19 protein-coding genes are annotated in these 20,552 nt (G+C 41.0%); 13 read left to right on the forward strand and 6 right to left on the reverse strand.

Annotation, left to right across the window (positions count from 1 at the left end; genetic code table 11):
- Nucleotides 1-284 precede the first annotated feature (284 nt).
- Nucleotides 285-1,835 carry a helix-turn-helix domain-containing protein gene (locus HGP28_RS11925; protein ID WP_168836694.1) on the reverse strand — a complete coding sequence of 517 codons (1,551 nt, stop codon included), beginning with the start codon at nt 1,833-1,835 and terminating at the stop codon, nt 285-287.
- A gap of 422 nt (nt 1,836-2,257) precedes the next feature.
- Here HGP28_RS11925 and HGP28_RS11930 point away from each other — a divergent pair, with 422 nt between their 5' ends.
- From HGP28_RS11930 to HGP28_RS11945, 4 genes are all read left to right on the forward strand, one after another.
- Nucleotides 2,258-3,490, forward strand: a complete 1,233-nt coding sequence (locus HGP28_RS11930) for a tyrosine-type recombinase/integrase (protein WP_168836695.1) — start codon at nt 2,258-2,260, stop codon at nt 3,488-3,490.
- Nucleotides 3,491-3,582: 92 nt separating this feature from the next.
- A complete protein-coding gene (locus HGP28_RS11935) occupies nt 3,583-3,966 on the forward strand; it encodes a hypothetical protein (protein WP_168836696.1) in 384 nt (127 codons plus the stop codon).
- Nucleotides 3,967-4,010: 44 nt separating this feature from the next.
- The gene (locus HGP28_RS11940) at nt 4,011-4,511 is read left to right on the forward strand and encodes a hypothetical protein (protein ID WP_168836697.1); all 501 of its coding nucleotides are present in this window, start codon (nt 4,011-4,013) and stop codon (nt 4,509-4,511) included.
- Nucleotides 4,512-4,613: 102 nt separating this feature from the next.
- Nucleotides 4,614-5,045: a DUF2787 domain-containing protein gene (locus HGP28_RS11945; protein ID WP_168836698.1), complete on the forward strand. Its 432-nt coding sequence runs from the start codon at nt 4,614-4,616 to the stop codon at nt 5,043-5,045.
- 532 nt (nt 5,046-5,577) lie between these two features.
- On the opposite strand, the gene HGP28_RS11950 is transcribed toward HGP28_RS11945, so the two are convergent.
- Nucleotides 5,578-6,435 carry a helix-turn-helix transcriptional regulator gene (locus HGP28_RS11950; protein WP_168836699.1) on the reverse strand — a complete coding sequence of 286 codons (858 nt, stop codon included), beginning with the start codon at nt 6,433-6,435 and terminating at the stop codon, nt 5,578-5,580.
- Nucleotides 6,436-6,663: 228 nt separating this feature from the next.
- Here HGP28_RS11950 and HGP28_RS19440 point away from each other — a divergent pair, with 228 nt between their 5' ends.
- The 5 genes from HGP28_RS19440 (at nt 6,664) to HGP28_RS11970 (ending at nt 9,331) form a co-directional block, all read left to right on the forward strand.
- Nucleotides 6,664-6,798: a hypothetical protein gene (locus tag HGP28_RS19440; RefSeq protein ID WP_369333942.1), complete on the forward strand. Its 135-nt coding sequence runs from the start codon at nt 6,664-6,666 to the stop codon at nt 6,796-6,798.
- The gene (locus tag HGP28_RS11955) at nt 6,756-6,938 is read left to right on the forward strand and encodes a hypothetical protein (protein ID WP_168836700.1); all 183 of its coding nucleotides are present in this window, start codon (nt 6,756-6,758) and stop codon (nt 6,936-6,938) included. Before HGP28_RS19440 ends, HGP28_RS11955 begins: the two co-directional genes overlap by 43 nt.
- A 110-nt stretch (nt 6,939-7,048) precedes the next feature.
- Entirely contained in the window at nt 7,049-7,246 is a 198-nt protein-coding gene (locus HGP28_RS11960) for a hypothetical protein (RefSeq protein ID WP_168836701.1), read from the forward strand.
- A 653-nt stretch (nt 7,247-7,899) separates the two neighbouring features.
- Complete coding sequence (locus HGP28_RS11965; RefSeq protein ID WP_168836702.1) at nt 7,900-8,676, forward strand: EAL domain-containing protein; 777 nt, start codon at nt 7,900-7,902, stop codon at nt 8,674-8,676.
- Complete coding sequence (locus tag HGP28_RS11970) at nt 8,630-9,331, forward strand: AraC family transcriptional regulator (RefSeq protein WP_168836703.1); 702 nt, start codon at nt 8,630-8,632, stop codon at nt 9,329-9,331. Before HGP28_RS11965 ends, HGP28_RS11970 begins: the two co-directional genes overlap by 47 nt.
- A 1,314-nt stretch (nt 9,332-10,645) precedes the next feature.
- Here the strand turns inward: HGP28_RS11970 and HGP28_RS11975 are convergent.
- From HGP28_RS11975 to HGP28_RS11985, 3 genes are read right to left on the reverse strand one after another with little or no spacing between them, the layout of a single operon-like run.
- Nucleotides 10,646-12,613, reverse strand: a complete 1,968-nt coding sequence (locus HGP28_RS11975; protein WP_168836704.1) for a DNA polymerase — start codon at nt 12,611-12,613, stop codon at nt 10,646-10,648.
- Between the two features lie 48 nt (nt 12,614-12,661).
- The gene (locus HGP28_RS11980; RefSeq protein WP_246225693.1) at nt 12,662-14,476 is read right to left on the reverse strand and encodes a helix-turn-helix domain-containing protein; all 1,815 of its coding nucleotides are present in this window, start codon (nt 14,474-14,476) and stop codon (nt 12,662-12,664) included.
- A gap of 5 nt (nt 14,477-14,481) precedes the next feature.
- Nucleotides 14,482-15,090, reverse strand: coding sequence for a hypothetical protein (locus HGP28_RS11985; RefSeq protein WP_168836706.1), 609 nt, complete (start codon nt 15,088-15,090; stop codon nt 14,482-14,484).
- Nucleotides 15,091-15,237: 147 nt separating this feature from the next.
- Here HGP28_RS11985 and HGP28_RS11990 point away from each other — a divergent pair, with 147 nt between their 5' ends.
- Entirely contained in the window at nt 15,238-15,816 is a 579-nt protein-coding gene (locus HGP28_RS11990) for a helix-turn-helix domain-containing protein (RefSeq protein WP_168836707.1), read from the forward strand.
- 153 nt (nt 15,817-15,969) lie between these two features.
- Here the strand turns inward: HGP28_RS11990 and HGP28_RS11995 are convergent, their stop codons facing one another.
- A complete protein-coding gene (locus tag HGP28_RS11995) occupies nt 15,970-16,494 on the reverse strand; it encodes a hypothetical protein (protein ID WP_168836708.1) in 525 nt (174 codons plus the stop codon).
- Nucleotides 16,495-16,639: 145 nt separating this feature from the next.
- Here HGP28_RS11995 and HGP28_RS12000 point away from each other — a divergent pair, with 145 nt between their 5' ends.
- The 3 genes from HGP28_RS12000 (at nt 16,640) to HGP28_RS12010 (ending at nt 20,548) form a co-directional block, all read left to right on the forward strand.
- Nucleotides 16,640-17,050, forward strand: a complete 411-nt coding sequence (locus HGP28_RS12000; RefSeq protein WP_168836709.1) for a hypothetical protein — start codon at nt 16,640-16,642, stop codon at nt 17,048-17,050.
- The gene (locus tag HGP28_RS12005; RefSeq protein WP_168836710.1) at nt 17,050-18,357 is read left to right on the forward strand and encodes a DUF6575 domain-containing protein; all 1,308 of its coding nucleotides are present in this window, start codon (nt 17,050-17,052) and stop codon (nt 18,355-18,357) included. Before HGP28_RS12000 ends, HGP28_RS12005 begins: the two co-directional genes overlap by 1 nt.
- 826 nt (nt 18,358-19,183) lie before the next feature.
- Complete coding sequence (locus tag HGP28_RS12010) at nt 19,184-20,548, forward strand: hypothetical protein (RefSeq protein ID WP_168836711.1); 1,365 nt, start codon at nt 19,184-19,186, stop codon at nt 20,546-20,548.
- The last annotated feature ends 4 nt before the right edge of the window (nt 20,549-20,552 follow it).

The raw sequence follows: 20,552 nt of genomic DNA on the forward strand, positions 1-20,552 counted from the left end.
AGACTTAAACCTATTGTTGCTCGTGGAGTTGCTATGTGCGCTATGGGATGTAATTGTGGTTGTGGTATCGGAGCCTGAACGATGGCATGGATGCGGTGGGATGAATTGACAGTACTGTGGTGATTGGATTTTGATATTAAATATATAATAACGAGTACAACCGCTTGCCGTAGGCCGCTGTTGTACTCGTTATTATTAATAGTATGTTAGTGGTTCTGCTGACGAAATCAGACACTAAGCCCTTCGAAAACCTCTTTTTCTGTAAGCGTTTTTTTTCGTGTCAGTTACCCAAAAACCTCGACATCACTGAACATGTAGCCGTGTTCTAGCAGTGATTGCTTAACTGACTCTTTGAGATTGACATCGATATGATCTAGTAGCTCTTCTGCTGCTAGTTTTGGCTGTATTGTTAAGATTTTTTGGTCGAAGATGCTAGCTTCTTGAAGAAGAATTAGATCATTGTTGTCTAAAGAATATATTAAAGTCTTCCCTTGGCTTTCTCTTTCTGTAGAGAAAGCCAATTTACCACCAATTTGAACTGTATGAATGACTGGTTCGGGTGTTTGTGCAGTCAACATGTCTTTGAGTCCGTTTAATAGTTCTAACTCATGTTTATTTCCGTCCAAAGCAATTTTTAGCTGGCCTGATTTCAAAATGCTATCGGCAATAACAGATAGGTCATTCAGGCGAGGATCTAGAACCTCAAGCTCTTTACCTGATGTGAGAGCTTCACAAGCTTTTTGGTGAAATACTTTATCGCTATCTAGCTTGGAACATAGTCCTAGCTCTTTCTCCTTAAAGTTAAAGAGTTCTGAGTAGCGATCTTGCTGTTCCTCTATAAATTTTTCAAAGGTGCCTTGAAGTTTTTTAGCGGAATCAATTGCGAATTCGATATCGTCAAATTCGATAAAACCGTCAGGCTTGCTAATAGAATCAGAGAAATAGGCATCACGATTTTCTAGCCGTAGCATGCCGTACTTAGGACCAAATTGACTGTCATCGAGAAATTGAGCAACTCTCGTCATAATGCTCACGAGTTCTGCTAACGGGTGTGTGAAGTACGTGCCAGTGTAGTTAAAATCTTGTAGAGCTTTGTCGACTTGTTGAAGAAGCTCGTCTTTTATCTCTTCAAGGTTTTGATCGGGGTTTCGATTGTATAGGGTTCTTTGTAAGCTACTTGAAATGGAATACTCAATAGTGCTCTTGAAGAACTCTCGTTGGTTTTTCTCACGATGCGTTTTGCTTTCTATTTGTTCTTCTGCCTCTTGAATCGCTTTTTTAAGTTGTGCGAGTACGGCTTGCATAGTGTTTTGGTAACTTGATGGTAATACGCTAAATGGTTTTACATAAGGTGACATTTGGCTGAGTAAGTGTTCTTGCTTCTTGGAGAAATGGAGGTCGGAATCAACTTCCTTGCAAACATACAAGTGATACTGAGTCGCGATAACCTCATTTAATGATTCTAATGACACTGTACTGTCGAATTTCTCACGTAGTTCAAAAGGAAGTGACTCGAGCCCTCCTATAAAGGCTTTTACTTGCTTTACCAGAAATAGGTCTAGGTCTTCTTTAGATAAAGCTAAACGCACGCATTTTGAAACTTGGAATGTTTCTGCTTTATGGTTCGGTAAGCGGAGGTTTAACAATGCTCTTAGTTTTTGAAGGTATTCATCGCTAGGTTTCTGACCGTCTTTCCACCCGTTGATTCTGGACTGTTTTACGCCACATCTGCGAGCGATTTCTGATGGAGCTATATTTAACGATTCAAGTTGCTCGACAATGCTTTTTGCGCAGTCCTTATCAAGCTTTTGGTTGTGGGTTATTGATTCTGACATAGACACCTCTTTTGGGATTAAGTTTGAAATGACTATAAATGCATATAATAAGAAAATAAAAGGAAAATTTACGTAAGTGTGTTTTTGTAATTAATTGAAATTAAAAGTAATTTTTTATTTTTAAAGAAATCAACAGAGAAATTTTGGGTGTTTTTAAGGTGTTTTGGGCTGAAAGATACCCTGCCATTCGTTACTTTTGGGTGATTTTTTACATGAGAGGAGAGTTATTGAGCTTAAATGCCGTGCTGCGTAAATTTTACATAAATAAACCTCCCTTGTTGCCTTATGTATTGAAGCTTTACTTTTATCCGGCGGAAGTTTTGCGTAATTTTTGTGGTGCCTCTAACCGTATCATGTCGCTGTAACAAATTGCCATTCAAACACATATTAACTAATTGAATATCTAGTTAATGGAGGTTTGAATGAGCACACAACGACTCACCACTGCCTATCTAAACAATCTCAAGCCCAACCCTGCCAACGCTAAATCGACCGATTACGAAGTCAACTTATCCGCTATGAAAGACTCTGGTTTGCCTACGGGTGTTCGCTGCCTAGTGGGTAAGTCTGGTAACAAGCGCTTCTTGCTTCGATATATCAGTCCAGTAACGGGTAAAAAAGCTTCCATCGGGCTTGGTAAGCATCCCGAAACGGACTTATCGACACTGAGAAAGCTTGCTAAAGAGTATCGTCAACAAATCCTAGATGGTCACGATCCGAAGATTGAACGTGATACTGGAAAGATTGATTCTTCTATGACCCTTGAACGATTTTTCAATGAAGTCTATTTGCCATTAGCCAAGCAGAAACGCTCATGGAAAGACGATGTCGCACGGTTTCGTCATGCCAAGTCTATTCATCAAGTGTCGATACATCGGCTCACTGCGGCACATATCATTAAGATTCAAATGGAAATGCAGGAAGCGATTAGTGAAACCACGGGCAAACCTTATGCAGTGGCCTCAATCAATCGCGTTTTGGCACTATTGAAAACGATCAATCGCCAATCTTATAAATTGATGGACGCGCCATTAATCGCAAGCAAGGTTAGCTTGATGAAAGAAGATAATGTGCGTACGGGTTACTTCTCGGAAGTTCAGCTCAAGGAGTTCATTAGCCACGCTATGAACCACGATGATAAAAGCATTGGTGCGTATCTAGCGTTGCTGTTTTTAACGGGAACAAGGGATAAGGAGATGCGACTGCGCTTGAAATCCGATATCAATTGGGAGGAGAAAACCCTCACTATTCCGCATACGAAAAACGGTAGTAGCCACATTATTTACTTGAGTGATTACATGCTTGATATTTTAAGAATGGTGCCTGATGTGTCGAATAATCCTTTTCTCTTTCCTGGACGCAAAAGAGGCAAGCCGATAGGACAACCTAGGCATGCATTCAAGGCGATTAAAGCCAAGATGGGGTTGCCTGAGATACCGGGAGATAAAGCGAATATGACACTGCATTCGGCACGCCATACGGTAGGAAGTTTATTGGCCTCGAACGGAGTGTCATTGCACGACATTGCCAAACAGTTAAACCATGCAGATCTATCAAGTACAAGGCGTTATTCCAAGCTGACTGTTGGACGCCGAAGAGAGATAGGCTCTTACTTATCGGACATGGTCACGGCAAAGCCCGAAATACGTTGGTAGCCAGTGCCGCTGATTTGAAAAATACATTAGAAAAGCCCCTGTTTAGTTCATCGCTAAACAGGGGCTTTTTCATTGCTAAAAGGAAACTCACGATGAAAAAAGTAAACAAGTTTGAAGAAGTCGCATCGCTGCCAATGCCTGATGGGATTAAAGCGAAACTGTTAGAACATTTGATAGAGCCATTCGGTGATGAAGAAAGCACTAAAGCGTTCTGGGATGAGGTCACTACAACCTTGTACTTGATCGAGGAGTCCGATAACGACGAAACCTTGAGTGAACAAGCCGAAGAAGATCAGCACTTCCTACGCTTTGTTTCAAATTACCCTGAATGGGTTCTGCTGTTAAACGATGATGATTGTCCTTGGTTGCTGGCGGTCGCCATAGTGACCATGGAGGGTGGTGGCGTTTACTGCTGCGCTCCAATGAACAGTCCAACGTTCCCTGTCGCCAAGTTAACTGATCAAGCTGAATCTTAAAACCAAATTCAACCTGAACAATTCCATCTTAAAGGAGGTGTCCTATGGCACGTAAACCAAACCAACAACAAGAAGTGGTTCAACCTGAAATCGCAGAGGGCAATGAACAAGTAACAGTTGCGGAGGAACTGCCAGTCGATCATTTCACTAATATCGTATTCGATGGCAAAGCGAAAAAGTTATCACCGAAAACAACAAACCATGTGTTCTATGAGGTTTCGGAGCATGATGATCTAAAAGCGTTGTTTATCCGTCTTTCTGGTAATGAGGGAGGCGGCCTTCACTCTAAGGAATGGATCGCGCTTGAAGATATATTCACTGTACTAAACGGGCAGACTGATAAGCCATTTAAGAGCACTGTATTCAAGTCAGTGTTCAAAGGTGGCAGTGCCAATAATGCTGGTTTCTTGGCGGCTTGTTGTCGTGGGTTAGATCTTATCATCCCAACGGAGAAATCGGTGTTTCTCCATGTTCTAGCGCCAGACTACGAGCAACGTCGTGATGAATTGCTGTCTCTAGTGAGTGACGAAACTAAATCAGAATAACCCTGAAAAATTCATTAATCCTTACCAACCAAGCCTGCTCTGGCTTTTCATACCTAGCACTGACCAAGAGTGCTCCCCTTGCAAACTAAACGAGACTTTATTATGACCTTAACTTTTGACGTTGAGCGATTACTGCTGCCTGTCAGTGTTGATCTTCAAGATGCTTTAAACCGAGTGATCAGCGAATCAGGCAAATGGACTCCCATGATCCAATCGGTGGTGTTTAACTTCCGAGATACTACATATAGTGTTGAAGATGGTGGTTGGCACCCAGTTGAAATAAGACTGGTTCGACTTTACGACCAGTGGATCTTTGATTACATCACTGACTTTGCCTACTGCGGTGGTCCATATCCTGAACTGGTTAAAGAGGTGGACTTTAACTTCTCATCGGGAACGGTGGGCTTTTCTTATGTTCCTGAGTTGCCGATAACCAGTAGCGAGGTAATGGAGTTCTACTCGATGTGGGAATCGAACTTTCTCAGCTACGTCGAGATGGGCGTGTTCGATGAGATAAAAGTCACGGTGGATTAGTCCATCGCTAACCAATCAAGTTGAAAGCACCATGTATGCACCATAAAATTCGCCAGTCACTTCCTAGTGAAATTAAGGCTTCCCATTGTTCCATGTTTGTCATGGTGTGATGGGGGGCCTTTTTCATTTGGGTAACGTTCTACAACGTTTTACTTAAACGTTGCAGTCGGGATTCAGAGGGGAACAGTTCAATGGAGCTAGAGAAATGGTGCTTTAAACCAAGGAGTGGATTTTAATTCTAACCAGTCTGGTTGGTTTGTTCTGAGCTTTTGACATCAGTGACTCCCATTGCTTCAACGAGCAATGGGAGTGAGAACGGTGTTTCCTTCAGGGCGGGTATAGAGAGTGGGTCAGAAGCTCGATTTACCCTGAGTTTGTCCATAATCATCGGCTTTAATATCAGCACCAAGAGTGCACCTTAATAAGGTTGTTTTAAAAATGTAGCTAAAAGGTGAGAATTTATGGTGTAGTGAAATCGCGTAAGACTTTTATGCCGACGATCATTTATCACCTTTTGCAAATCGCTTCTCAACTATAGCCTTTCCAGTGAGGCATTGAGCTCACGTATTAACTCTAACTTTAAACTCACAGGAGAGAGCACTTCTATTTTGGGCATCAAAGCCTTGAGCGTCGGTATCACGTCGCCTAGCTTGGTAACGCGAGAGCTAATGAGCAGACTGCCGTCTTCAAGTTGTTTTAATATCTGCTGATTAGGCAGCGTCATGCCATCAAGAAAAAACTCCGTTATATCCGCATCAACCTGTAATAAGACATCAGCCTTTTCCGCTGTTAACCATTCCATTCCCTGACTGGTGATGGACTCTCGAACTTTAGGGCTAGGTTTGTATTTATCCTCACGGCGGTAAATCTGCGAAATCTTGCTCAATCTGTACGAATACAGGATGCCTGAGTGGGTAGCGGCTAAGTACCAGAGTCCACGGTCGTTGACGAGTCTGTAGGGGTGAACGGATTCGATGACTTGTCCTTGGTAAGCAAGGTCAATGATGGACTTTGAAGTGATGGCGTCCGATAAGGTTCTAAACATCACATCAAGCGATTCAGTATTTTCCGTTCGTGGGTTTTTAAATAGGAGGTTTTGATATGCGCGACTGAATGTGATCCCGTTAGGAACCATTCCCGATAGCCCGGATTCGCTCATTATCTTTTGAATATTCGGTACAGCAACTCGGCTGACTGGCGCAAGGCGGTAACCCTCTTCACATTTCGTAATGGGAGCTTTGATGAGTCTTTCATTGAAGTCACGACGTAGGGTCTTTTCACTGACCTGATAATCCCTCATTAGCTGCTCGATAGAAAGCACCTCACCCATGAATAAACGGGTCAGGATGTCACTTAATCGAAAGGCTAACTTTTCACTCTTATCACTCATTTCTACATCGTAACGGTCGGCTTGGACAGGTTGCGTCCGTTTGATTTTTAAATGAATGAAAACGTTAAGCACCCAGAACTGGCATAGGTTTTATAAGCCTTATTGCTTCTGGGTTTTCTCTACTTAAACAAAATTGCCGAATGAGAGGACACAAGCTGTCCGAGTGTCGGTAAATAATCTCACCAGTGTTGCGATGCAACTGATCTAAATAAGGAAAAATAAAAAATGATGAAACGTTGGACTTGCCATAAATGCCGTAAAAAAACAGATGTGATGGGGGGAACCTCATGCAGTCGATGTGGGCAATGGGTCTGTAATTCATGCAAGCAAGTAACCCAGAACTACTGCAAGAAGTGTTCATAATCATGCCTAAGTTAAACGCTGACGTAGAGCAGTGCATGAATGAAAACGGTTATACCGAAGAAGAAGCGCTCAACGAGCTGGGTATGAACTGGCATGAGCTGTGGGAAGACGATGATGAAGACAGTGACGATAACGATTAATTATGAATAGAAAGAACGTGAATTGCATTTTAACAGTGTAAAAATTAACGCACCGTAATGCGGCGAAGATCTTTCAAACAGCACTAGAAAATGAAATATAAAGGATTAATATGAAAAAAAATTCAATATTTAATAATGGATTAGACACTAAGAATCCACATAAATATGAGGTTGATTTGAGTCTTGAGGGGGCTAGACGTGGATGTTTAATTGGAGCAATGATTGGCTCCAAGATCCCACATCCCCTAGCTACTCCTGTCTGTGTTATGATGTTTTGTATTATAGGTGGTGTGCTTGGTAAATCTTAATAAAGAATAATTGAGTAGGCGTTCTACGCCTATTCTATTTATTGCTTTCATTTTTACTAGGTTGTTAATTGTAACCTTTATGAAATTAAATATGATTTTAATTGATGCATCTCCCCGGAGTAAAGTACATTTTTCCGCAGTCCACACATTGATACTTTATATATTTTCTTTTTGTGATTAATTTTTCGATAAAGTTTCGTTTAATTAATTGATAGGTTACGCACTTACATGATGTGCAGGGATCAGATTCGATAATTAACTTTGCCATATATATATGTGTGTGAGTGATTGTTGAGTACATGTTAATTAAAATTAATAACTAAGAGTATAAAAAACAGTTCAAATATTACAGATATCTAATCGCATAGAAAATGGGTGCAATCATGTGAGCATGCTTTTGTTTTTGCGACGACATATTTTTTTTATCGATTGTCATTTTCTTTCATTATGATTAATTTTGTTTATGCATTTCTGTTTGCGATATTTCCAATTGGAATAACAGTGATAATTTAATGGATAATTATTTGGCGTTATGAAAAAAAACAATCAATATCATCGCGAAAATGAATCTATGGTATATGTTCGTTATATAATTCTGTAAATTTGAATACAGTTAACAAAAAACATCGCAAATACTCTTAAAGGAGGAAGAAATGTATAATTTCGTTGGGGTTGATGGTGGTGTTATAGTCGAGAATTCAGATACATACGCCATTTTTGATTTTCTATATCAACCAATATACTCACCGAAACGCAATGAAATAACTTGCTATGAGATTTTGTCAAGAGTGACTGGACAGGCTGGTGAGCGATATGATAGTCAAGACTTTTTTGAGAAAATTGATGATGAATTCATAAAAAAAATGGCAATTTATCAAATAAAGGCGGCGAGGAGTTATGGTTTTAAAGAAAAAGTGTCAATTAACATAAATGTTAGTTGCTTGTCAGACGAAAATTTTGTTAGTGATATTATTGATATTGGTTCTAACTTTGTTGCGCTTGAAATTAATGAATTAAACTGTTTTACAGATTCTCAAGAAATAAAAAATAACATAAGTCTTCTCCAGGCTAACGGAGTGGAGATTTGGCTCGACGATTATCACTATAATAACAAGCAAGCTAATTTGACATTGGGGATTATTCTCTGGGATGTGATAAAAATTGATAAGTCATTTTTATTTCACAATGATAATGAACCACTATCGGTAAAAGCTTTAAATATAGTTTTGTCACCATTCACTAAGAAAGGGTTAATATTTGAAGGAATAGAGACATCGTATCAAGCTAAATTAATTAAATCTATTGGTGCGGGTTGTCAGGGATATTATTTTTCATATCCTGTCAATTGGAGTGACTCAAGTAATAAAGTGAATGAGATTAATTATGGAAATAAATTCAAAGGAATTGAACCTGAGGGGTGGGTCGTCTAATTTTTATCTGGCCAAATTTCGGCGTAATCATATAATATCTTTTTCTTGCTGTGGTTATTTGTCTCATAAAAGAAATTTAATTAAATTCTCTGAGGGTGAGATAATATTCCTTCCTAAGAATGAAATTATCAGAGTTTTTGTTTTTGGTGAATTATCATCCAATCTAAAAATTAGGTTGTATAAGTGCAGGGGTGCATTTCATAATGATTTTTTTTCAGATATATCATCGTATTTAAAAGCGATGTCTCTGATTAAGTCAAATGATGATTATATACCTAAGGCACTTGATTTTTATATATCTCATGTGGTTCAGAAAAGAATTCTAGATGGGGCCAAGGATTCTAAATTTAAGGCAAAGTTAAGAAATGTAGTATTGTCTAATGTGACAGAAAAATGGACTTATTCGCGTCTTGGAGCAGTTCTTTATATGTCTCAGTCAACGCTTTATCGAGCATTAAGAAAAGAAGGTATACTGTTAATTGATTTTGTTGATGATATAAGGCTTGAGTACTCTAGAGGGTTGTTAAAAAGAACAAATCTTGCAATAGGAGAAGTTTGTTATAACTCGGGATTTAACTCTGGATCTTACTTCTCAAAGAAATTTAGAGCAAAATATGGAATGACTCCATCGGAGTATAGGAAGAGTCGATTATAATTTAAATGGTTTATTTAATATACAGATGAGTCATACATTTCATGATATTTTTTAATGTGTGGCTCTTTTGTTTTTATAGGATATTGATATTATTTATCTGATTTTATATGGCATTTTTACAAATTTAATTTCACCGCATTGTGTGCAAGCATATTTTTTTTGATTGCGCCTTGTTATGTTTCGTTCTAAAAAATTCCTAGGCATGACTCTATAAATGCAACATTGACATGTTATGCATGATGTAGAATTTGCAATTAAAAAACTCATAAGAATTTACCTGAAAATAATTCATTGCAAAATCGCATATTTATGCGAGTGTTATTTATAAATAAAAGGGTTTCTAAATTATTTGAAACCCTTGCCTTTCATTATTGAAAGAAACCCGCTGTTAAGTGGGGGGAGGCTCTACAAGGAAAACCTTATGTTTATAATAAAATTTATTTTTTATTCATTCAGCGTTGTATTTAGTCACTAAATAAAAAAATCAAACCATTCTCACCACACAACGATTGGAATACCGTGCAACTCGCCCTTTTTCATGTCTGCAAAATAGGAGATAAAAATGAAGAAACGAGGAAGTGCATGTTACCCCAGGCCAACACAGTTACCGAAGTCTAAAAGGGATACTGGACTGAAAGCAGCTCAGTTATTTGGTACGCTTGGCGCACGCTTTGGGCCCTGGGGTTTGATAAGTGGGGCGGTTGCTGGTTTTGCACTCGGCTTGGTCATTGATGAAGTTCTGGGTGATTAACATCGATGTGTGAAAAGTAGGGATGGGACGTCTCTACTTTTTTTCGACAGTAATAAGCCCCAGTAGATCCGCACGTTGCCTAGTAGGTAACAAAGAGCCCTTTAAGCTCATCTAAGTTTTTCATTCTTTTTCTAACAAATTAATAACCCTGCACGGTTGGCAAGGGGAACTAACTTGTAGAAATAGATGGAGCAATAAAAATGAAAAACTTCGAGAAAATCATTGAGAAAAACACCGCTGAATTGAAAACAGGCAACATGCAGTCATACCTAGAGGTACTAGATGATAGCATCTGCCAATATGAAAAATCATACGGACCAATGGCTGAATCGACATATCTGAGGAACTATGTTCGATCCTGCTTTAGGAACGACTTAGCTCAGAAGAATGGTCATAACTCATTTGGCCGCAAACAGTTCTCGAAATACATAACTCGTTGGTTCCGTAAAGTCGGTGCTAACTAAGAAAGTATGATACACGCTATGTGTATCGTGCCCTCAAATGTCGGCGAGGTGGACATGGAGCCTAATTAGAAATTCTATATAGGCTTGGCGTCCACTTTGTTACCTGCTCAGCCAGCCATCAATACTGGCTGCGTTGCCGTCTTTATTCCAACAATTGGGCGATGTGACGTTGATATCTGTGCGAATGTTGAGCTGTGGATATTTTTCTTGGATCACTTGAATCATGACTTGAGAGGTGAGTGCGGCCACTTCGTCTAGCTTGTCTAGTGGTGCCTCAAATACAAAGGCGTCATGCAGGGCAACAATCAGTTTAGCATCATAGCGCTTGTATAGCTGATGTAGGCGGTTGCCTGCCATTTTAAACAGCGCAGCAGCGGTTCCTTGAACTGGCATATTAATCATCCAGTTTTTCTCGCTGCGATTGCGTTCGGCATTTTCGGTGCGCTGTCGTTGCAGTCCGGTAGCTGTGCTTACATAACCCCGAATCGCGCCGTATTGAGGCGCTGTATGCATGGCTTTTTCCAAAGTAGGGAACATGGCTAGAAACTCGTCCATGAGTTGCCTTGCTTTGAACTCTGATACTTTGAGCTTTTTAGCCAATCCAAAGGCGGTGATGCCGTAAATTAGACCTAGAGTGCATTGCTTCATAACATGGCGCTTATCTGCGTGGTGTTCTTTGAACATAACTAGCGAGCAATGCGTATGTTCTTCTGGCAACTCGCCTTGGTAAAATTCTTGAGCTAATGCGGAGTACAAGTCACCAGCGTTGTACTTCTCAATCAAATTGGCATCGTTGTAGACAGCTGCGGTAATAGCCACTTCAATCTGAGCCAAGTCCACCTCACCAATGCCATAACATTCTGGCGCAACTACGATAGGCCGAAGTACAGCAGGTAGGCCAAAAATGTTGGGTGCCATTGTCGCTTGACGGCCCGTTACGGTATCTAGGTGCTTGTGTACTGGATGGATGCGGCCATCAGCGCCGACAAGTCCCGGCTGAAAAGTGATGTCTTTAGAAATTGATGCCATATTTGAGTACTTAGCTAACAATTTCACTGCTGGGTGCAAGTCATAGTTAGCGCTTAATATCCCACGTTCAAAGCGATAATCGTTACCTTCTTTAAAGTGATGCAGCAAGCCAAGCGAATTGAAGAAAGTAATTTTTTCATCATGACTGTTTGGGTTGATTAGTCCATAGGCTTCAAGTTCTGCTTGCCATTGAGCGAGCTTTTCTTTCGTTCCAATGAGAATTTTTTCACATTGCTCGCGAGATACAAGGAGACCATTTTTCTCCATTGCCGCATTGGTAACAATCCAAGGCATTTCCACTTCAATTAAATGGCCGTGAATACCTTGCATAACGGTCGCTTGGACTTGCGGCATGTATAATTGAGCAACTTTCTCGCACAATGTTCCGCTTTGCTCTGCCAATGAGAACTCCACGCCATAACGAGCAGCAGTCGCTTTTAGGCTATAGAAATTACCGCGCTCAGAAGCAAAGCTATCTTTAGCCTCGATTTTGGCCACTAGGCCATCAAACTCTTGGCGTTTATCGAACTGGTGCAGCCCAAGGTAGCGAGCCTTTTCTGCAATCAGTATGTCCCAGATATGCCTGGGCTCTTTAAGCTCTAAAGCCCAAAGGCAATGCAGCAGCTTGTTAGCATCGTAAGAGATAAAAGTGACTGGCAAGTCAAATAGGGTTTGTAGTTGGCGAGCTTCAATATCTGACGCCAAGTTAATGATAAAGGTATGCTGCTCTACTGACGTTACATCGCCAGTGCAGAGAGTTAGACACAGTTCAGTTGGCTGAATTGCAGAGATATCATATTTGTCGTAATCATTGGGCAAGGTTACGTGAGATGTGCCGTAAATATGTTTGCACTCAATACCGACATGACTGAGAGGCAGTTGTAATGCTAGGTCGATAAAGTCACATAGCCCCTGCTGCGTATTGATCTGCGTAGTTTTTCCACTGGTAAAGTTAGGGCTTTTAGGTAGAACTATGGTTGATACCTTTTTGTTTTTAGTTGGGGCAAAGTACTGCTCAATTCCCTGAAGTAAATTCATGGTTCTAATCCTCGGAAAGGGCGAATTATCACGCCCAAATTAATGAAGTTAGGCGGCGGTTTGATGTAAATAGCGGCGCACTTGTCGAGCACTGATACCCAACTGCTTCGCTATTTCAGTTTGTTTGAGGTTTTTAGCGCTGAGAGCTCTAATATTATCCGCTTTAGAATTGCTGCTACGTGTGCGTTTGGGTGCTAATCCGAAGTGATTGCGCAATTCCGCCAAGTTAGAGAACTCTTTGTCATAGGTCGTCGCTAGAGCATCATTGTTCTGGAACGTAATGATTTCACGACTATTGGTAAATGGACGCACGCGACCAACAGCTTGGACCACTGTTCCCATCTCAAGTGTTTGCAACATTGGGTCTGCGACTTCGGCAACATCGGTGAAACGATGTTGTTCTGATACGACGCCATGGCGACGACGCGGCTTTTTCGAGTGGGAAATCGTAACTTCAATACGCTCATTGTTTGCACGCAACCCTTGAATCGAATCGCTGAGGATTTTCTCGGTGACGTAATAACTATTGAGGCAGTAACAGCAGTCGAACCCTTCATATTGATTGATGCCGATAACGCCATAGTGAATGACAGGAACTAAAGTCAAATCTGAGCTTTCCGCATAATTTTCGCCATGTACCACACGGATATCATTAACATTTTGCTCTACCAGCAGTTGGTTTAGTGCTTCAATGCAGAAATCAACGTGATCTTTTTTTGACACCAGTAGAACACGCTTGCCTGACTGGATTCGCTGTACAGTTAGCTGTAAGAAGACATCCAGTATTTGTGGGGCATTCTTTTTGAAATTAGTGCTGGCTCCTATCGATGAAGCAAGGTTCAACCATGTTGTTCCCTCGCCTTTAAATTCGTAGTTGTCGTATGGCGAATAGAAATCGATACCTAGCCGCATCTTTAAAATGGATAGATGAGTGGTGCCACTGTAGAGCAGCACATTACTCCCGGAAGTAAACGGAGATGCGGGAAAGCGGATATCGCCATTCGGTAATTTTTCACGAGACTCAGCGCTGGAAGAACCAAAGGCTTGTAAGTCGTAAATGATGTTGTGAAATGACTCACCAAATAGTTCATCACCACAGGTCAAGATCTGAGACATTTCGTTAGTACTAAGGCGAGGGAAAGCCCAAGCATGGGCATCTTGTAAGTCCTCGTTTGGCGCACAGATCAAACAGCCTAAGTAATGGGCAATTTCGGCTTTGCGTTTTTTGGACACATCGGAACGTTTCGTTGCATCAATTAACTGATGGATAGAGTCTAACGTAATGATGCGACTGTAATCGGCTAGGCTGACATTCGCCTCATCAAATATGACCAGCACTTTCTCCGATGAAGTCATTTGCCTTATATGAGCAATAAAGTACGGGTTATGCTCAAGGTGCGCTTGAGCTGCGAACACTACCTGTTTGCCTTGTAGATCTTTACCGTATTGGCTAGGCCAGAAACATTCAGAGCGCCTAGGGCACAACTCACAGCAGTGCCGCTTGCCTAATTGAGCAAGGTTCCGTGCTTCATATTTTTCCCATGCTTGATTGCGCTCTTTACCACATAGTTCAGTAGGGCGAGGGCGGATATTGATGACTTCAATATCTTCTGGTGGGTTTGTTATAAATTTACGCTCATCGATAATGCTGCGAGTAGGGGTCATCACAATTACAAGATCGTAAGTGCCTGAGAGAATCGCCGTTTCAGTCACTTGATCCATGTTATGGGACTTGCCGACGCCGACTTGCCAGTTGACGACAACGTTCTGGTGCTCTAGGCAATGCTGAAGAATAACCTCAGCACTGTTTTCATGCCTAAAGTTAGCGAGGCGCATGGCCCCGCTAATGAGTTGTGTAGTCATGACCATTATGCTGCCCGCTTGAATGCGAGGCGGGTCTTGATGTTAGGAAGCGCCTCAAATTCTTCATTGGTCGCGGTCTGATAAATATCACTCAGAGCAAATGACTTGGTATCCAGCCCCTGTTGAAAAGACTCGATGGTGTCTTGATCAAGAGCTAAACCAGTCGGCAGCTGTTTCGATGAAACACTGTATTGGTATCCGTTTTTCGTGATACTGATGGCTAGACCCGCTTGGCCAAATAGTGGCTTTAATAATGGGAGCAACGAGGTCGGTTTGTTTGCCGTTGGAATGGCGAGCACCTCCATACGCTGCTCAAACAGGTTGTACACAGGAGTTAAGAAGCGATAGTCACGCTTTATTTCGGCTTCGCATAGCACGCAACCATTTCCGTTACATTTGAAGTAGCCTTTTAGATCTGGTGTCTCTAAATAGTGAAAAGCACTCTTAACAAAAGAGTTAGAGACAAATGAGATCACAGTAGGTTCTTCGCTTAGGCGGAGACTGAATAACATGGTTGGGCGGCTTGTGGTTGGTGTCTCAGCAGGGACAGCACCAGCCATCATGTCTTCTAAAGAGTATTCTTCATCACTGTGTGTATTTTGTGTAGTATTCATAATGCACCTCGAAAAGTTAACGTTAAAGTAAAGTTTTTCAATTGAGTGGAGATTACATTCATACCGAAGAATTCGTCAAGAATTAATTGAAAAATTTTACTTCACAGTATAAATTTCACATATCAGTGCGAGTTAGGGCAGGTAGAAATGAAGAAACAAGTCAGTATCTTTACGCTGATTGCAGAGGCGGTGAAAGATTTAAGAGTATATGGAACAGACTTTGTATTGGCTTTGGGCCAAACGAAGCAGATCAAAACCAGTACCAAACAAGCCGAATACGCAGAGATACTCGGCGTGAAAAGTGCCTTTTACTCGCGTCTTGAAAGTGGTAGTTCGGTATTCAACATTGCTCAGCTACACACGTTATGCGAGGCAACAGGGTTGCCATTTGGGGCGTTGTTTGCCTATGTGGAGAGTATGAAACAAGAGCTCATCGGTGCAGGATACAAAGTTGTGACCGACGCGCTGCCTATAGAGCAAGATGCTGTACGCAAAGATAACTGGATTGAAGAAAAGGCAACTGCGTTGAATAACAAATGGACTCGCGAGCAGAAGAGTCTTAAGCAATACAAACAGTTGACCGCCGAACAGATTGCAGCAAAGAGACAAGAGCATGTACTTCACGCCAAGCTTCTTTTTAACGATAAGTTTGGCCATGTGGAAGATGCAGAGCTAGGTGGGGGTCAATGGGGCGAGGCATTTGCTCAAGATAAGCTTGAGGATTGACCAGCAACAGCGCGAAGTGGACACCAACCCTAATTTAAATTCTTTTTTAGGGAAAACGTCCACTTTGGGCAGTAAATGGCCTGTCATGCCTATCATGTGATTCAACGGTAGGTATGGGGCCGATAGTAGGTGTGCCAAATGGTTTGCACGTGGCTATTTTGTATTCATGATATTCTTGGATAACTCTTCAAGTTTTTTTACAAACACGTCCCAGTTATAACCAGCTATACCACCGATAGCTAAGTAGCCAAGTGATGCACTACTAGGGTCAGTTTCGCTAGCCATATCACCTGATAAGACGAATAAGCCACTTTGTAGTATTGCGTATATAAGAACCCCAACTATTAAAGATAGAAGCGGCGCGAATATAAACCCCCAGATGTGGTCAGCATCAAAAGACTTTTCAATAGCAAAATATCGATGAAATGAAATTATGCCTAAGATTGAACAGCCTAACAGCGAGCCAATCATAGTAAACATCATTGATGTAATTAAAGGCGATATGTCACTTGTTGTATCCCACAGAGGCGTAAGTGATGAGAAATTTGATAACAACCCATCGATAGTCAACCAGAGCGACGCGGTTGAGTAAAACAGAATGTATGGCGGCACAAGAAGGGATAGTTTGCTTCTTTTCGGGTTGTTTGTGTCATCGGAACCATTGTCTGAGGTTGTCACTTGACTCTCCTAGCTTGAAAAACTGTGAAATTCACGGTCATAAATTTCTATAGAATACCATGAGTTGCATGATAGGATAACGTCCTATCTTATTAATTTGGCTAGGTTAAATGCACGATGGTGTGCGAAAGATGTATGGTAAACTATGACTGATAATCTAAACTACAAGTGGCCAGCTGATTTTCCTGAGGGTATACCTGAAATCTGTGATGTCGTTCCCGCTCAGGGGAAAGTTTACCGCTTAGTTCGTACGTTCCCGCCAACAGAACAAGACTTCCAGCGACATAGAGATGAGAAGCCAGGTTATGTTTATCGGACAAAAGATATACCTAAGTCTTATGGCGTGTCATTTTGGTCGAAGTTATCTAAGATAAAGAGAATTGCTAAGAACTATCCTTTCCCAGAGCAATTTGGTGCTTGGCAAACTGTTAGTGGAAATCTATGTCCGGAACTGGGTGTTATTCCAGCTGAATTAGCACTTGATGGGCATGTGACATTGTGGGTTCAAGAGGGGGCAGAGCCTCATAAGCATATTAAAGAAGAGGTTGTAGAGTGATGAGTGTGTTACCTAACGATACCTTTCTTGGACGTCTAAAGTTCTTTGAAATTTACGATGACTTCTTTGGACCTAAATTTTTCTCGGTAAAAGATGAGTTAGATAGATTATACCTTGTTTATTGGAGTGGGGACTATAATGACGGCACTGAGACTAAGTGGATTTATATGCCAGTGTCTCAAAAAATCTTGGATGAGTTGTTGCGAGAAGAATACAGCGTTCATAAAGCTTTCTCTGAATCAAAGCAGTTATTATTAGTGTCCACCTTTATAAAAAAAGATGCAGGAAAAACGACAATTGAACTTTTGAATGTCGATGAAAGGAAGAACGTAAATTTTCCGCCAAAAGATTTTTCAATTGAGTTGGATGAAATCCAGTCTATAGCTCCTGAATCTAGCTGGGATTTTAACTTGCGTATTGCTAAGAGAGACAATAAAAGCTCACCTAGCGATAATGTTGTAGCTAAGGTGTTGGGAGCTTTTGGCGATATAATTAAGCTTCTAATGAAAGATGGGAAAAATAAAAATCCAAGTATATATCCTTATTCCGCTAAATATGGTTCTTTTGATGTGAAGTTAGGCTCTAGTAATCAAGAGCGAGCTGCGGTTGCAATAGAGCTATTAAATTCGATTCTTTCTGATAAAGATTCAATAGAAAAAAAATTAGAAGAGCTTGAAGTCGACCCATTCCGATTGAAAGACCTTTTAGATATTGTTAATTTGGATAAATTGGAATTAACACTGAAGTCGAAGACATCAGATACGCTTAAAAAGCCAATTAAAATCAGTTCAGCTAGTTTGTTGCCTATCATACAAAAGCTTGAAAGAAACGTAAAAAATTACGTAGATTCATCTAAAGTGCCACAGGCAAACTGTTTAGATCGAGTTATCGATATTGTAATTCATCGAGTTGATGGCGGGGAGTTGCAACATGAGCTTATTAATGGCATTACATCTCAGCGACAAGTAGCTTACCATACAAATGCGGCTCAATGCTTAGGGTTATTAAGTTCTAGCAATACGGTTACGATAGCTGGAAGAGTATTAGCTCAAAAAAATAATAGGACTGCTCAATATCAGTATCTTGCTGAAAGGTTTGAGTCGAGTGATTTTGGTTGGGCATGGATGAAGTGGGCCGGAGTAACTAGTATCAGAGACCTAGAACCAGAATCGGCAGAGCAATTTGTAAAAGAACGTGTTCGAGGTTTGAAACGCACAAGCGTCGCTAGACGAGCTAGTAGTTTGTCTAGTTGGGCATCGATACTGAGAGAGTATTCTAGACAGTATGACGATGGGGAAAATCTGTAAAAAGACATCATACTTACATCTGAGATAGCAAGTTCGCTGAGAAATTCTTGGCGAACTATGGTCAAACGAGATGGTTGTGTGTGGTTCTATTGCACAGATTAGTCAATGCACTTCATGCCAAAAAGTTACTATGAATTCTGGTGTGAAAATGACCTCAATGGATTGTTTATACACGGATTTAGCGTAGCGATCAGGGATTCAAAATCCGTTTCCATTTTATCGTAACACTATGATTTATATAGATTGATAAAAGCTGATTCTAAAGTGTCTTAAGTCAAGAGTTATTTGGCGAACTATGCTCAAACGAGATGGTTGTATGTGGTTCTATTGCGCAGATTGGTTAGAGCATTTCATGCCAGAAAGTTACCATGAATTCTGGTGTGAAAATGACTTCAACTGATTGTTTATACACGGATTTAGCGTAGCGATCAGGGATTCAAAATCCGTTTCCTTCGGGAGTGGCGGTTCAAGTCCGCCCACCGGTACCAAATTTAAAAACAGAGCCTCGACGAAAGTCGGGGCTTTGTTGTTTCTGGCACGTCAAATACTCATCGGTAACGCCCCAGAACTCTATACACTTGCCAGTAGTTTACCTTGCGCGACAACTGGAGAGCCCTCTTGCTTAACTGTCTGATTGTAAGCGATTTTACAAACATTAATTCTATTCAGCGCCTTCCATCTCATCTCGACTGATTTTTCAGAAATCGTGACTCATTTTTAATACTTCGTCCTAAAGTAAAGAATCAAAATATTAATAATGATGCATATTAGTGTTGACGCTTAAACTCATCATAACTTAACCAAGTTGGAGCATGAGTTGAGGCAAATGATGAGAGAGTTAACCCGTCGACATTGGATGTTATTGGCCGCGAGCATTGCTGTGCAAAGTTGTGGTGGTGATGGTGACAGCAAAGGTGACAGCAGTTCTAGTGGCGCTGGAGGCAGTAATTTTGACCGCTATAGCGTGACATTGCCTCAATCGATCGCCGCAAATGAGACCAAAGTTTCGATAGATAATGATGAATATCTCCTTGATGAACTACCAAATGGTCTGGGTGAGGTTTTACCGGCTGTGCTGCTGGCTCATCAAGGGGAGGATATCGTCTACTTCGCGATGCCAAGTGACAATAACCAAGAGGTCGAGGTCAACTCATTATCGACGGCTATTGGGCTGCTAAAGCACATTCCCGAAATCGCTTTACTGGTTAAAACGGATTCGAATAGTGATTTTGCCCTTGGGCAAAATTCAAATGTGATTGCCTTGGCACAATACATTGACAACTTGATTGAGGAGCACGGGGCTGCTTGGATGTCGCCAGACAATCAAGAGCTTGCTGAAAAGATAGCCATAACGGCCAAATCCGTGGTTAAAACATTAAACAGCGTATCTGCGGCGTTTTCTTCTGGCTTTCAAATATTAAATGATGATGTCAGTGAGACTCATTTTGCGCGAATTGAGTATGATGACTTCAATAGTAATGGAGCAATACGGTCGACATATATCGAAGCGCAAGTGCTGGATGATGAACTTGCGCAGTTTTATCAGGTGCAAGATTTTGACCGTGAACAAGATAAACTGGCGGTGGTTATTTCAAATGGAGCCTACCGTCATATCTCGGTTATTGTCAGAGAAGATTTGTCAGAAACCGGTGATGTACTGGATTTTACCACTCTCAAACCTCACGTATCACAAGATAATCAGTTTGGTGAGTCTAGTGAGCCAACCTATGGTGTGTTTGGTGGTTTGCTATTGTCACCGGGTCAATTTGGTCAGATGGTGTTTAACCAGGAGCATCTGCCTGATGGCATCGAAAATGGCCACTATTACATTCAAGCGTTTGGACTTGGCTTTCATGATACGCCACTGAATCGAAGTGAGGTTAAATACGCGTTTGAACCTGTATTGATTGACAGTTTTAATTTGTTTGTGGAGCCGTTATTAGGGCTTTATCAAAAAAGTAAAAAATTAAACCAAACGAATCAAACGCTGCAAGATATCAATTTTGATCAATTGAAACTTTCTGATGTTTATTTGACGGAAGAGACGTGTAATGAAATTGATAAAACCAAATTGCAATATGAAATTGTAAAAAGTCTCATCGCGAAGATGAACACGCTTGAAAATGTAGTTGCCCCCACTAAAACGGACAGTTTAACTCGCCACTTTAAGAGCTCGGTACTCTCTCGGTGACATC

The sequence above is a fragment of the Vibrio agarilyticus genome (assembly GCF_012641465.1).
Classification (GTDB): domain Bacteria; phylum Pseudomonadota; class Gammaproteobacteria; order Enterobacterales; family Vibrionaceae; genus Vibrio; species Vibrio agarilyticus.

Bases quoted from the DNA above. Each gene is read 5' to 3' on its own strand.
- HGP28_RS11965 (WP_168836702.1), top strand. From the start codon at position 7,900: ATGTATAATTTCGTTGGGGTTGATGGTGGTGTTATAGTCGAGAATTCA.
- HGP28_RS11925 (WP_168836694.1), bottom strand. From the start codon at position 1,835: ATGTCAGAATCAATAACCCACAACCAAAAGCTTGATAAGGACTGCGCA.
- HGP28_RS11950 (WP_168836699.1), bottom strand. From the start codon at position 6,435: ATGAGTGATAAGAGTGAAAAGTTAGCCTTTCGATTAAGTGACATCCTG.
- HGP28_RS12010 (WP_168836711.1), top strand. From the start codon at position 19,184: ATGATGAGAGAGTTAACCCGTCGACATTGGATGTTATTGGCCGCGAGC.
- HGP28_RS12000 (WP_168836709.1), top strand. From the start codon at position 16,640: ATGACTGATAATCTAAACTACAAGTGGCCAGCTGATTTTCCTGAGGGT.
- HGP28_RS19440 (WP_369333942.1), top strand. From the start codon at position 6,664: ATGAAACGTTGGACTTGCCATAAATGCCGTAAAAAAACAGATGTGATG.
- HGP28_RS11980 (WP_246225693.1), bottom strand. From the start codon at position 14,476: ATGACTACACAACTCATTAGCGGGGCCATGCGCCTCGCTAACTTTAGG.
- HGP28_RS11935 (WP_168836696.1), top strand. From the start codon at position 3,583: ATGAAAAAAGTAAACAAGTTTGAAGAAGTCGCATCGCTGCCAATGCCT.
- HGP28_RS11955 (WP_168836700.1), top strand. From the start codon at position 6,756: ATGCAAGCAAGTAACCCAGAACTACTGCAAGAAGTGTTCATAATCATG.
- HGP28_RS11975 (WP_168836704.1), bottom strand. From the start codon at position 12,613: ATGAATTTACTTCAGGGAATTGAGCAGTACTTTGCCCCAACTAAAAAC.
- HGP28_RS11930 (WP_168836695.1), top strand. From the start codon at position 2,258: ATGAGCACACAACGACTCACCACTGCCTATCTAAACAATCTCAAGCCC.
- HGP28_RS11990 (WP_168836707.1), top strand. From the start codon at position 15,238: ATGAAGAAACAAGTCAGTATCTTTACGCTGATTGCAGAGGCGGTGAAA.
- HGP28_RS11970 (WP_168836703.1), top strand. From the start codon at position 8,630: ATGGAAATAAATTCAAAGGAATTGAACCTGAGGGGTGGGTCGTCTAAT.
- HGP28_RS11985 (WP_168836706.1), bottom strand. From the start codon at position 15,090: ATGAATACTACACAAAATACACACAGTGATGAAGAATACTCTTTAGAA.
- HGP28_RS11960 (WP_168836701.1), top strand. From the start codon at position 7,049: ATGAAAAAAAATTCAATATTTAATAATGGATTAGACACTAAGAATCCA.
- HGP28_RS12005 (WP_168836710.1), top strand. From the start codon at position 17,050: ATGAGTGTGTTACCTAACGATACCTTTCTTGGACGTCTAAAGTTCTTT.
- HGP28_RS11945 (WP_168836698.1), top strand. From the start codon at position 4,614: ATGACCTTAACTTTTGACGTTGAGCGATTACTGCTGCCTGTCAGTGTT.
- HGP28_RS11940 (WP_168836697.1), top strand. From the start codon at position 4,011: ATGGCACGTAAACCAAACCAACAACAAGAAGTGGTTCAACCTGAAATC.